11 protein-coding genes are annotated in these 11,700 nt (G+C 67.0%); 5 read left to right on the plus strand and 6 right to left on the minus strand.

Annotated elements, in window-relative coordinates:
• Positions 1–5: 5 nt before the first annotated feature.
• Positions 6–1,748 carry a PAS domain S-box protein gene (locus NDI85_RS14370; protein ID WP_310916182.1) on the minus strand — a complete coding sequence of 581 codons (1,743 nt, stop codon included), beginning with the start codon at positions 1,746–1,748 and terminating at the stop codon, positions 6–8.
• 165 nt (positions 1,749–1,913) lie between these two features.
• Between NDI85_RS14370 and NDI85_RS14375 the strand changes: the two genes are divergently transcribed.
• Complete coding sequence (locus tag NDI85_RS14375; RefSeq protein WP_189001776.1) at positions 1,914–3,209, plus strand: O-acetylhomoserine aminocarboxypropyltransferase/cysteine synthase family protein; 1,296 nt, start codon at positions 1,914–1,916, stop codon at positions 3,207–3,209.
• Between the two features lie 5 nt (positions 3,210–3,214).
• On the opposite strand, the gene NDI85_RS14380 is transcribed toward NDI85_RS14375, so the two are convergent.
• The 3 genes from NDI85_RS14380 to NDI85_RS14390 all read right to left on the minus strand — a co-directional run bounded on the left by NDI85_RS14380 (position 3,215) and on the right by NDI85_RS14390 (position 7,015).
• Positions 3,215–3,898 carry an HAD-IB family phosphatase gene (locus NDI85_RS14380; RefSeq protein ID WP_310916183.1) on the minus strand — a complete coding sequence of 228 codons (684 nt, stop codon included), beginning with the start codon at positions 3,896–3,898 and terminating at the stop codon, positions 3,215–3,217.
• A gap of 85 nt (positions 3,899–3,983) precedes the next feature.
• On the minus strand, positions 3,984–4,694 hold the full coding sequence (locus NDI85_RS14385) for a hypothetical protein (RefSeq protein ID WP_189001779.1): 711 nt from the start codon (positions 4,692–4,694) through the stop codon (positions 3,984–3,986).
• A gap of 140 nt (positions 4,695–4,834) precedes the next feature.
• Complete coding sequence (locus tag NDI85_RS14390; protein WP_310916184.1) at positions 4,835–7,015, minus strand: ATP-dependent DNA helicase; 2,181 nt, start codon at positions 7,013–7,015, stop codon at positions 4,835–4,837.
• 74 nt (positions 7,016–7,089) lie between these two features.
• Between NDI85_RS14390 and NDI85_RS14395 the strand changes: the two genes are divergently transcribed.
• Positions 7,090–7,833, plus strand: a complete 744-nt coding sequence (locus NDI85_RS14395; protein WP_310916185.1) for a hypothetical protein — start codon at positions 7,090–7,092, stop codon at positions 7,831–7,833.
• Between the two features lie 81 nt (positions 7,834–7,914).
• Here the strand turns inward: NDI85_RS14395 and NDI85_RS14400 are convergent, their stop codons facing one another.
• A complete protein-coding gene (locus NDI85_RS14400; protein ID WP_310916186.1) occupies positions 7,915–8,889 on the minus strand; it encodes a cation diffusion facilitator family transporter in 975 nt (324 codons plus the stop codon).
• A 66-nt stretch (positions 8,890–8,955) separates the two neighbouring features.
• Here NDI85_RS14400 and NDI85_RS14405 point away from each other — a divergent pair, with 66 nt between their 5' ends.
• Positions 8,956–9,465, plus strand: a complete 510-nt coding sequence (locus NDI85_RS14405; protein ID WP_310916187.1) for a metallophosphoesterase — start codon at positions 8,956–8,958, stop codon at positions 9,463–9,465.
• Between the two features lie 141 nt (positions 9,466–9,606).
• On the opposite strand, the gene NDI85_RS14410 is transcribed toward NDI85_RS14405, so the two are convergent.
• Positions 9,607–10,278, minus strand: a complete 672-nt coding sequence (locus tag NDI85_RS14410; RefSeq protein WP_189001789.1) for a helix-turn-helix domain-containing protein — start codon at positions 10,276–10,278, stop codon at positions 9,607–9,609.
• 161 nt (positions 10,279–10,439) lie between these two features.
• On the opposite strand from NDI85_RS14410, the gene NDI85_RS14415 reads away from it, so the two are divergent.
• A complete protein-coding gene (locus NDI85_RS14415; RefSeq protein WP_268239460.1) occupies positions 10,440–10,565 on the plus strand; it encodes a hypothetical protein in 126 nt (41 codons plus the stop codon).
• A 43-nt stretch (positions 10,566–10,608) separates the two neighbouring features.
• Positions 10,609–11,700, plus strand: a complete 1,092-nt coding sequence (locus tag NDI85_RS14420; RefSeq protein ID WP_189001791.1) for an aminopeptidase — start codon at positions 10,609–10,611, stop codon at positions 11,698–11,700.

Here is an 11,700-nt window from a genome sequence, read left to right on the forward strand (position 1 = left end):
CGGCCTCACTCGCTCCCGACGCCGGTGAACTCGAAACGGGCGCCCTCGGCCTCGCTCGCGGTCACGTCCATGTCCCACCCGTGGGCCGTCGCGATGGCCCGGACGATGCCGAGGCCGAACCCGCCGTCCTCACCCGGCAGCAGGTCTCCCTCGCCGTCGTCCGGGATGCCCGACCCGTCGTCGGCGACGTAGAACCCGTCCGGAAGCGACCCGACGGTGACGGTAACATCCGTCCCGCCGTGTTCGACGCTGTTGCGGTAGAGGTTCTCGAACAGCTGGCGGAGACGGGTCTCGTCGGCCTCGGTGGTCCCCACCTCGGGTGCGATCTCGACCGTCGCCGCCCGCGTCTCGGTCGTCAACCAAGCGGCCCTGGCGACCTGGCTCAGGTCCACCTCGGTCAGCTCCCCGAGCACGCGGCCCTCCCGGGCCAGCGTCAACATGTTCTCGACGAGCGCGTCGATGCGGTCGAGGGCGGTCTGGGCGGCGGTGAGGTCGCTGTCCGTGCCCAGACGGTCCTGAGCCAGTTCGAGCCGGCCGGTGGCGACCGACAGCGGGTTCCGCAGGTCGTGGCTCAGCACGCTGGCGAACTCGGTGAGCCGCTCGTTGCGCCGCTCTAGTTCGGCCTCGTACTCCTTTCGCTCGGTCACCTCGCGGAACGCGGCGACGGTGCCGGCAAACTCCCCGTCGTCGAGCGGGAGCAGGGACAGATGCACGTCGAACAGCCGCGTCTCGCCGTCGGCGTCGGTGACCGGCACCGCGTCCCGGCGGGCCGTCTCCACGTCCGTCTTCGAGGAGAGGAGCCGCCGGACCGACTCGTCGTACCACGGCCCGATGTCCGGTGGAATCGTTCCCGCCTCGATGAGCCGAAGATACTCCGTTCCCACGATGGCCTCGGCGTCCCGTCCGACGACGTCGGCGAAGGCGTCGTTGACCCACAGAAAGACCCCCTCTTCGTCGAGGACGTGGAGGCCGATAGGTGCCACCTCGATGATGGACTCCCGGAGTTCGAGTTCGGCTTTGCGCTCCTCGCGTTCGGTCACGTCACGGGAGTTGATGACGATGGCCTCCAGTGCGGGGTCGTCGAACCGGTTGCGGCCGATGGACTCTAGGGTCCGGTAGCTCCCGTCGGCGGTCTCGAACCGGTAGGTCGCCCGCCGGGTCTCGTTCGGTTGCTCCTGTAACCTCCCGAAAAAGTCCACGATGCGCCCGCGGTCGTCGGGATGGACCTTCTCGAGTGGGTTTGCGCCCAGCATCTCCTCGGGTTCGTACCCCAGGGTGTCGGCGACGGATTCGCTGACGTAGCTCAGTCGGCCGTCCCGGTCGTAGGTGGCGATGACGTCGGTGGAGTACTCGACGAGCTTCTCGTGGTGGCCCGCTGGTCCGGTCGCGTCGAGGAGGGCGTCGACGGCACTGGCCGCCTCCGCGCTCGCGGTCTTGGGGTCGTCGGCCGGGACGTAGCGGTCGGCACCGGCGGCGACGGCGTCGGCGGCCAGCCCCTCGCTTCCGTCGAGGGCCACGAGGACGAACGGCGTCTCCTCGACCGACGCCAGCAGGTCCTGCCACCCTCCACCGGGCAGGTCCGCGGTGCAGACGACGCAGTCGACCGCGTCGCCGTGGGTCGTCAGGGCCGCCTCGACGCTGTCGACGTCGCTGACCGTCACCGACGGGTCCCCGTCGAACGCTGTGACGAGACCCGGCCACGACGGCGGCGAGACCAGAAGGACCGTCGTCTCCCGGGTCCGTGTCATAGCGGACGAACGGCCTACTGACTCATAACTCTTTGATCAGGCAGGGTCGTTCGGCGGGCGAACCGGTTCGTGACGGTCGCCCAAAATCGCCGCTATCTCGGATTCGGGGGCTCTCTCGCCGCGGTAGACGGGAATTAAGGGGGTCGCCCGTGACTACTCCGATGTATGAGTGACGACGACCGCGGATTCGAGACGGACGCGCTCCACGTCGGACAGGAACAACCGGACGCCGAGGCCCGGGCTCGCGCACCGCCCATCTACCAGACCACCTCCTACGTCTTCGAGGACGCCGAGGACGCCGCCGCCCAGTTCGCACTGGAGAAACCGGGACACATCTACTCCCGACTGATGAACCCCACCGTCGGGATGTTACAGGAGCGGCTGGCCGCACTCGAAGGCGGGGTCGGGGCCGTCGCCACCGCCTCGGGGATGGCGTCGCTGAACCTCGCCACCTTCCTGCTGGCCGACGTGGGCGACAACGTCGTCACCGCCTCTTCCCTGTACGGCGGGACCTACACTTACTACACCCACACCGCGCCGCGAAACGGCGTTGAGACCCGCTTCGTCGACACGCTGGACTACGACGCCTACGAGGAGGCCATCGACGAGAACACGGCCTACGTCCACTGTGAGACCATCGGCAACCCCGCGCTGGTCACCCCGGACTTCGAGCGACTCGCCGAGATCGCCCACGACAACGGTGTCCCCCTCTTCGTCGACAACACCTTCGCGACGCCGTACCTGTGCAACCCGCTCGAACACGGCGCGGACCTCGTCTGGAACTCCACGACGAAGTGGATTCACGGCCACGGCACCACCGTCGGCGGCGTCCTCGTCGACGGGGGCTCGTTCCCGTGGGACGAGTACGAGGAGAAGTACCCCGAAATCGCCGGCGACAACCCCGCGTACCACGGCGTCAACTTCCGCGAGCGGTTCGGCGACGCCGCCTTCACCTACGCCGCTATCGCCCGCGGGCTGCGCGATTTGGGCTGCCAGCAGTCCCCCTTCGACGCGTGGCAGACCATGCAGGGCCTCGAAACGCTCCCGACCCGGATGGACCGCCACTGCGAGAACGCGATGGCCGTCGCGGAGTTCTTAGACGACCACCCCGAGGTGTCGTGGGTCACCTACCCTGGACTGGAGGACCACGAGACGCACGAGACGGCGACGAAGTACCTCGACGGCGGCTACGGCGGCATGATTACGTTCGGGCTGGCGGAGGGGTACGACGCCGCCCGCACCACCGTCGAGTCCACCGAGATAGCCAGCCTGCTGGCCAACGTCGGCGACGCGAAGACGCTGGTCATCCACCCGGCATCGACCACCCACCAGCAACTCACCGACGACGAGAAGGCCGCCGCCGGCGTCACCGACGACATGGTGCGGCTCTCGGTCGGGACCGAGTCGGTCGACGACATCATTGCCGACCTCGACCAGGCCATCGCGCAGGCGACCGAGTAGCCCGACTACAGCATCTCTTTCTGTTCGAAGAGGTCGTACAGTTCGTCCATCGTCGAGACGGTCACGTCACACGACGGCGCGACGGCCGGTTTCGGCTCGAAGCCGACGGCCAGCCCTGCCACCTCCAGCATCGGCAGGTCGTTGGCGCCGTCGCCGACGGCGACCGTCTCCGCGCGGTCCTCGCCGGTGATGGCCGTCGCGACCTCCAGCGCGTCGTCTTTCGTCCCCTCGATGAGCGGGCCCTCGACGGTGCCGGTGAGCACTCGCGGGCGCTGCCCGCTCGTGTCTTCCGAGGCGGTTCCCGCCTCGCTCTTCCCGTCAGCGACAGGGAGGCGGTTGGCGACGATGGCGTCGACCTCGACGCCCGCCTTTGCGAGTGCGGCCTCGACGCCGCGCTCGAATCCGCCAGTGAGGATGACGACGTAGTGGCCCGCTTCTCGAAGTGCTTCGATGACCTCGGCGGCGCCGGGCCGCAGTTCGACCTGCTCGAAGGCCGCCTGTGCCTGTTCGTCGGGCAGGTCTTCGAGCAGGGCACAGCGCTGGCGCAGGCTCTCGGCGTACTCGATTTCGTCGTTCATCGCTCGTTCGGTGATCGACGCCATGTCCTCGGCGGTACCGTTCTGATTGCCCAGCAGGACCGTCATCTCGGAGTCCGAAAGCGTCCCGTCGAAGTCGAAGGCGACTAGCATTGGCCGGGGATAGCACAGCGGGGGTTTCAAACTATCCGGTTTGGACCCGGACGAGTGTTCCGCAGGGGTCCGCCGACGCCGCTCGTCAGGCTTGCTCGGTCGGTCGGGACGGGCCGGCGGTGTCGGTGAGAACGACCCCGACACGGCGGAGTCCGGCACCGAGGAGGAAGCCACAGAGCGCGATGGGGACGCCGAACGCGACGCCGACGTACGCGGCATACGCGACGGCCTCGGGCAGCGAGACGACGGTCGTTCCGCCGCCGTACGTCGGGACGCTGGTGCCGTAGCGCGTCAGCGCCGCGCCGAAGATTGGCGCGATGACCAGTCCGCTCGTCGGGAGGAGCCCGGAGTTCAGCCCCGCGCTGACGGCACCGAGACCGACGAGTACGGCGGCGGCGAGGAAGACGCCGAGTTCGGGGCTCGTCCCGTCCCACGTCCCCGACACCAGTTCGACGAGCGCATCGTAGCCGACGTTCGCGTCGACCCACCACACCGACCCGAGAGCCAGCGGGACCGTGAGCAGGCCTATCAGCAGTGAGATGTCCAACCGACGACCGAGTAGTGCGTCTCGAACCGGGCCAGTGACCGCCCGCCGGAGTGGGCCGGCGAGGACGCGATGACTCTCGCGGAGCCCGGTTCGTGCGCTCGACTGCAGTCGTGCTGTTGCCCCGCGGAGTATCGTCCACGCCAACGACGTCGCTGTGCGGGCCGTCGCCGCGGCCCAGGAGACGGCCGCGATAGCGAGGGCGACGGCGGTTGTAAGGCTACTGCGGAGGGAGGACTGTGGAGGGCGCATCACGTAGATACCGTCTCGGCATCGACATATTAACTTTTCTGACCGTTCTCTCTGAGGACGTTCGCGCCTCTCGCTATTGCTCCGCGGTTCGCTCCGCTCACCGCGTCGCTTCGAGGTTCCTCCCTTCGTTCGGAACCTCGCTATGGCTTCGGCGGCGGCCCGTCGTAGGCGCCCAAGTCCTGATAGAAGTTCAACAGCGCGAACTTCAGTTTCTCCGGGCCGATGTCGACCATCTCCCGGCGTTCCTCGGGTGGAAACGTCCCCCGAACCGCGTAGTCGCGCATGTCCATCTCGGCGTGTTCCGTGTAGCGCTTATCGAGCAAGACTCGCGCGCCGAAGTCCTCGGGCGAGCGGACCACCCGACCGAGCGCCTGTCTGGTCTTGCGGACCGTCGGGATCTCGACGGCGTAGCGCCACCCGGCCTCCTCGGTGTCCTCGTCGCCGAACGCCGTCGCGTAGGCGTCCTGCACAGCCTCCATCCGGTCGTCCAGATGGGGGTACGGAACCCCGAGGACGACGACGGTGCGGGCGTCGTCGCCGTCGTAGCTCACGCCCTCCGCGAGAGTGCCCCACAGCGAGGTGAAGAGGACGGCACCGTCGTCGTCGGTGAACGCCTCGCGGAGGTCACGCGCCTGCGTGCCGGGTTCGTCCAGATAGCGGGTGCCGCTGACGGCGACCATGTCGTGGTAGCGCTGGGCCTCGCTATAGGACGGACAGAACACGAGGGTGTTCCCCGGCGTGAACCGGATGACGTCCTCCAGCGTCCGGGCGATGGTCTGCTGGGTCTCGGGGTTGTCCCGCTCGCTAGAGAACAGGGCGGGCCCGTCGACGGCGTAGGTCCGCCGGCGCTCCTCGGGGAACTGCGCGCCGTAGGCCATCGTCACCGGGTCCGAGAGGCCGACGACGTCTTCGGTGACGTCGAACGGGCGCAGCGTCGCGCTCATCAACACGGCCGCGTGCAGGTCGTCGAACAGGTCCCGGGTCACCTGTTCGGGGATGCAGGTGTACAGTTCCGCCCGGCCGTACACCTCGTCGGTACTCTCGTCCCGGCGGACGCTCACGACGGGGTACTGGCCGGCCTCGTCGGATTCGGCCAGCCAGGCCGAGAGGAAGGCGGCCGCCTGCAGGGTCTGACACTCCTTGCGGGTGTCGAGTTCGCCCTCCTTGAACTGCTCCTCGTAGGTAGCGTCGAGTTCGCGCCCGAGGTCCAGCGCTTGGTCGACCTCCTCGTGGAAGCCGGGCCCGGTGTACCCCCGGAAGAACGAGAGGGTGAGGTCGTCTTTCTTGTCGTCGTTGGCGACGGTGACGTCGTCCCAGTGCTCGTCGACGGCCTCCCGGTCGCCGAAGCCGAAGGCGTCCTCGTAGGTCTCGACCAGTGCGTCGCGGAACGTTTCGAGCACGTTCGCGGCACCGTCGGCCCGGGCGTCTTCGGACTCGGCCAGTTCGTCCAGCGCTTGGTCGAGCGTGTTCTCGGTGAGGGTACGCCGGGCGTGGTCGCGGGCCGCCGACTCGACGTTGTGGGCCTCGTCGAAGACGGCGACGACGTCTTCTGGCTCCCGTCCGAGCCACCGGAAGAACTGCTCACGGATGGTGGGGTCTAGCAGGTGGTGATAGTTACACACCACCAAATCGACGCCGTCCATCCCCTCTTTCAGTAGTTCGTAGCCGCACAGCCCCTGCTGTTCGGCGTACTCGTACACGTCGTCGGGCGTGCGCACGTCGTCGTAGAGCCACGCGTAGAACTCGGTGGTGTCGACGGTCAGGTTCCGGTAGTAGTGATCACAGGTCGACCGTTCGGACTCCAGTTCGTCGCGCTGCTCCTGCAGGTCGCGTAACTCCTCGACGACGGCGCTACGGGCCTCCATGGCCTCGCCGTCGCCCGACTGGCCCGCTTCGAGCAGTTCCCCCTCGCGCCGTTCGAGGTCGGCGATGTCGCCCTCGACGTCGACCAGTTCGCGGGTGGTGTCCCGCAGCGCCTGACACTCCTCGTAGTCGACGTCGATGTGACACATCGACCCCTTGCCGCGGAAGACGACCGCGCGAAGGTCCTCGTGGTCGGTGATGGCGCGGGCGTCCTCGACGAACTGGCGCATCTGCTGGTGGACGTTCGTCGTGATGACCACCGTCTTGTTCGTCTCGCGGGCGTGTTCCAGCGCCGGGACGAGCGAGGCCAGCGTCTTGCCGGTGCCACAGGCCCCCTCGAAGAGGACGTCTCGACCGTCGTCTAAGGCGTCGTAGATGGTGGCCATCGCCTCGCGCTGGTGGTCGTACGGCTCCTCGTAGGGAAAAAAGCGGAGGTAGCCGTCGTCTGTCGTCGCCACGGGGGTCCGTTGGCCGTTCTCGGGCAAAAGGGTTCGCCCCAGCAGCTATCCCGCTCGCACTCCTGTCTCTACCCATGTGGCGCCCGGTGCTCGTCGTCGCGGTGGTCGCGCTCGCGGGCTGTTCGGGCCTGTTTGCGAGTGCCGACACGTCCTCCTCGGAGCGTCCGCTGACGCCCGCGCCGGTGCCCGAGACGACCACAGACACCGTGGCGCTCCCGCGCGAAAACGGGAGCGTCGACCTCGACCGGATTCTGGACCGGCACGAGGCCGCACTCGCCGATCGGAGCTTCCACCGCCACGTCGAACGCGAGGGGCCACAGAACACGCGAGACGTGTGGGTCGACCGCGAGCGCGGGATAACCCGCGTCCGGCGGACGTTCGGCCCGCTGACCGACGACGCCGTCGTCGCGAACGGGACGCTGTATCGCAGCGTCCGCGACGACCCGGACACGGACTACGTCACCGAACCCAGCGACGGCCAGATTCCGTACGTCTCCTCGGCGTCGGGTGCGGCCCGTCTCCGCCCGATCCTCGACGCCGAGGAGTACCACCGTCTCGGGACGGTCCAGCGCGACGGTCGGGCGCTCGCCGTCGTCGGATCCAACGACACGGCGGTGCCCGTACCTGGTGCCGACCCGGACCAGACGGTCGCGGTCCGGTCACGCATCTACGTCGACCGGGCGGGCGTCGTCCGCTACGTCGACTACCGGGAACGCCGCACCGTCGGGGCGGCAGTCGTGATCCGGATGCGGGTCACGACCGGTATAGACCGGATTTCCGTGCCGTGGTGGGCAGACGAACTCGGACTGTACGAGTGAGACATACTGCCGGGTGTCCGCTCGTGAAGTGGTCGGTCACCCGGGGTGACGAACTCGCCAGAGACGGTACAGCCTGCAGTATCAAGCCGTCTCGGGTTCGATGTACACTTTCCGGATGTCGCCGTTGATCGCCTTCAGCGAGTCTTCGATGGCGGTGATGGCGTCGTCTATCTCCGCTGTCTCCAGCCCATCCGTAAAGATTAGGTCGGCCGAGACGACGACCTCGTTCGGTCCGAAGTACACCGTCCGAAAGTCGACGATGTCGGTGACGTGTTCGTGGTCAGCGACGGCCGCTCGGAGCTCTCGGCCCACGTCCGCCGGCAGGCTCTCGCCGAGGATGAGGCGTTTGTTCTCCCACGCCAGCGCCAGCGCGAATCCCATCAGCATGATGCCGATGAGCACCGCCGAAATCTGGTCGTACACGGCGTTACCGGTCATCTGTTCGAGGAACAGGCCAGTCAGTGCGATGACGATGCCGGCGAGAGCGATAGTGTCCTCGGTCAGCGCCGTCAACGTCGTCACGTCGCTGGTCTTGCGGAACGCTTCCCGATAGCTCGACCAGTCGTTGCGCTTCATCTGCCGTCGCATCTCGGCGCGGGCCTTGTACAGCGCCCACGTCTCGAAGGCGAAGGCACCCAGCAGGACGCTGTAGTTGACCCAGAGGGGGTCGAGCCACGTCGGCGGCGTGAAACTGATGAACAGGAACTCGACGGCACCGCCAGCGGCCTCCCCACCGTGACCGCCAGCGGCGGTGAGTTCGCTGTACCCGTGTTTCAGGCTCTCCCAGCCCGCGATGCCGAATAGGAACACCGAGACTAGAAAGCTGTAGAAGAACTGTGCCTTGCCGTAGCCGAAGGGATGCTGTCGGTCGGCCTCGCGTCCGGAAAACCGGATGCCGATGAGGAGGAACACCTGATTGCCGGTGTCGGAGATGCTGTGGTACGTCTCCGACAGCATCGCGGCGCTCCCGGTCAGGAGGAACCCGAAGAACTTCAGGACCGCGATGGCGCCGTTGGCGACGAGGGCGGCGAGGACGACTGATTTACTGCCTGCCATGCCCGGGCAGTCACGAGGCTGGGGGAAAGTGGTTCTGGATTTACGGCTGGAGACGCTATCCGGGATATGCTCACTGTCGTCTCCGATACGCACGGCACCGACGGCCACCGACTGGAGGGGCACACGCTCGACGCGGTCAGGGCCGCGGACCACGTCGTCCACGCGGGCGATTTCACCACGGAAGCCGTCCTCGACGCCGTCGCGGCCGAGGCGTCGGCGCTCACGGCCGTCTCCGGGAACAACGACACGATGGGGGTCCGGGACCGGCTCTCGGACGTGGCGACGCTCTCGTGGGCGGGGCTGACGGTACTCGTCGTCCACGGTCACGAACACTCGGAGACGGCACTGGGGATGCTCGCGCGACAGGAGGACGCCGACGTTGTCGTCGTGGGTCACTCACACCGGCCCGAGATCGGGGAACTCGGCGGTCGGTTACTCGTCAATCCGGGGAGTTACGCCGACCCGCGCCGCTATCGGCCAGCCCACGCCGAACTGGAGGCAGACGACGGACGCGTCCGTGTCCGCCTCCGGTCGCCAGATGGAGCGGTGTTCTCGACGGCGGCCCGAGACCGGTGAGAGGGAACCGGCCGCGCCGCCGGGGAATGCCAGCTGAGAGTGCCAACTGCGGACCGTCTCGCGCCGAGCAGTTCGGCGCGTGTGATACGTTGACACTCGAAAACAAAGGGCCTATTGGAGAGTGAAAGACTGGTTTGACACTTACTGGCGGACGTACCAGGCGGCACCGACCATCGCGAGGACGAACGCCCCGCCGGCGAAGAAAGCGAGTCCGGGCGGGAGGCCACCGAGCAGTTCCGCGCCGCCCTGTGTCGCCGCATCCGCCGTCTGCGTGGCTACGCCGCCGTCGGCGATGGTCCCGTTCTCGATGTAGTAACTCGGGTCTGGGTCGCCCGTGTCCGCACTGCCACTCCGGACCGTCGGCCCGAACAGTGTCCCGAGTCCGCGCCCGAACACCTGTTGGACCAGTACGCTCGCCAGTCCGACGACTGCGAGGGCACCCAGCAGGTTCGACAGCGCGGCCCGCAGTCCCGACGTCTCCTGTTCGTCGCCCGCACAGATGACCAGCGGTTGGTTCGCGGGCGCGAACACGTCCATCTCGCGGCCCTTCTCGGAGTAGGCCGTATCGACGACTTCGACGGCACCGGCGTTTTTCAGTTTCTTGAGATGGTATTGGGTGTTCTGGAGCGACGTCCCCACTCGGTCGGCGAGTTCCGCGGGCGGCGCTGGTTCACGGTTGAGTGCCGCCAGCAACTCGCGGGCAGTCTCCGAGGAGAGTGCCGAGAGGACGTCGTCTGCGTCCTCGCTGTCGACCCCGATGACCCGGGGTTCCGCGTCGGGAATCGCCGGGTCCCGAGAGGGCAGCAACGACATGGGATACGATATGTACTATGGCGTTATGAGTCTTTGCCAAGGTACGACGGTCGTTACACATATCGCTCAAAGACGGATTTGACTCTTCGAAATCGGCGGTTTCCGGGCTGCTATCGAACGGTGGCGAAACCTCTTTGTCTGGTGACTGTCAACGGCCGGGTATGCAGGATGTGCTCATCTACGGACTGCTGGCCGCGGTGCTCGGTTTCTTCTTCTTCATGTACCTGATGCTCCGCCGGACCTTCCAAGGGTTCAGAGAGGGGTTCCAACAGAGCAAGGACAAGTAGCCGGCGGCGAAAGTGGTTTGGGCCCGTCGCCGGACGCTCCTGTATGGACCCGCGCATCCGCGAACACGCAGAAGTCATCGTCGACCACTCAATCGACCTGAGCGAGGGCGACGACATCGTCATCGACGCACATCCCGTCGCAGAGGACCTCGTCGTCGCGCTCCACGAACTGGCCGCCGACCGCGGCGCGAACCCGCTTGTCGTACAGGAGCGCCTCGGCGAACGGTTCCAGCGCGCGTTCCTCCGCAATCGCGACGAGTTCGAGACGCCGGGCCACCTCGAAGCCCTCTACGAGGCGATGGACGCCTACATCGCCATCCGCGGGAACGAAAACGTCACCGAAGCCAGCGACGTCGACCCGGAGACCACCGCCGCCTACCAACAGGCCCAGCAACCCCTCCTCGAAGAGCGCCTCTCGAAGACGTGGTGTCTCACCCAGTACCCCGCCTCGGCCAACGCCCAACTGGCCCAGATGTCCACCGAGGGCTACGAGAACTTCGTCTGGGACGCCGTGAACAAGGACTGGGACGCCGTGCGAGAACACCAGTCCCAGATGGTCGACGTCCTCGACCCGGCCGACGAGGTGCGCATCGTCTCCGGCGACACCACCGACCTCACGATGTCTATCGCCGGTAACGTGACGCTCAACGACTACGGCGAGAAGAACCTCCCGGGTGGCGAGGTGTTCACCGCGCCCGTCCCCGACAGCGTCGAGGGCGAGGTACTGTTCGACAAGCCGCTGTACCACCAAGGTCGGGAGGTCACCGGCGTCTTCCTCCGGTTCGAGAACGGCGAGGTGGTCGACCACAGCGCCGAGAAGAACGAAGACCTGCTGACGGAGGTGCTAGAGACCGACGCGGGCGCGAGTCGCCTCGGCGAACTCGGCATCGGCATGAACCGCGACATCGACCAGTTCACCTACAACATGCTGTTCGACGAGAAGATGGGCGACACCGTCCACATGGCCGTCGGCCGCGCCTACGACGAGACGGTCGGTGAGGGCAACGAGCAGAACGACTCGGCCGTCCACGTCGACATGATCGTCGACATGAGCGAGGACTCCTACATCGAGGTGGACGGGGACGTCGTCCAGCGGGACGGAACGTTCCGGTTCGAGGACGGCTTCGAAGCGTAA

It is taken from the genome of Haloarcula sp. S1AR25-4 (assembly GCF_031624555.1).
Lineage (GTDB): Archaea > Halobacteriota > Halobacteria > Halobacteriales > Haloarculaceae > Haloarcula > Haloarcula pellucida.

What these genes read in the sequence shown, in the direction of transcription:
- NDI85_RS14400 (WP_310916186.1), bottom strand. Translation starts at nt 8,889, where the DNA reads ATGGCAGGCAGTAAATCAGTCGTCCTCGCCGCCCTCGTCGCCAACGGC.
- NDI85_RS14395 (WP_310916185.1), top strand. Translation starts at nt 7,090, where the DNA reads ATGTGGCGCCCGGTGCTCGTCGTCGCGGTGGTCGCGCTCGCGGGCTGT.
- NDI85_RS14370 (WP_310916182.1), bottom strand. Translation starts at nt 1,748, where the DNA reads ATGACACGGACCCGGGAGACGACGGTCCTTCTGGTCTCGCCGCCGTCG.
- NDI85_RS14405 (WP_310916187.1), top strand. Translation starts at nt 8,956, where the DNA reads ATGCTCACTGTCGTCTCCGATACGCACGGCACCGACGGCCACCGACTG.
- NDI85_RS14415 (WP_268239460.1), top strand. Translation starts at nt 10,440, where the DNA reads ATGCAGGATGTGCTCATCTACGGACTGCTGGCCGCGGTGCTCGGTTTC.
- NDI85_RS14385 (WP_189001779.1), bottom strand. Translation starts at nt 4,694, where the DNA reads ATGCGCCCTCCACAGTCCTCCCTCCGCAGTAGCCTTACAACCGCCGTC.
- NDI85_RS14410 (WP_189001789.1), bottom strand. Translation starts at nt 10,278, where the DNA reads ATGTCGTTGCTGCCCTCTCGGGACCCGGCGATTCCCGACGCGGAACCC.
- NDI85_RS14380 (WP_310916183.1), bottom strand. Translation starts at nt 3,898, where the DNA reads ATGCTAGTCGCCTTCGACTTCGACGGGACGCTTTCGGACTCCGAGATG.
- NDI85_RS14420 (WP_189001791.1), top strand. Translation starts at nt 10,609, where the DNA reads ATGGACCCGCGCATCCGCGAACACGCAGAAGTCATCGTCGACCACTCA.
- NDI85_RS14375 (WP_189001776.1), top strand. Translation starts at nt 1,914, where the DNA reads ATGAGTGACGACGACCGCGGATTCGAGACGGACGCGCTCCACGTCGGA.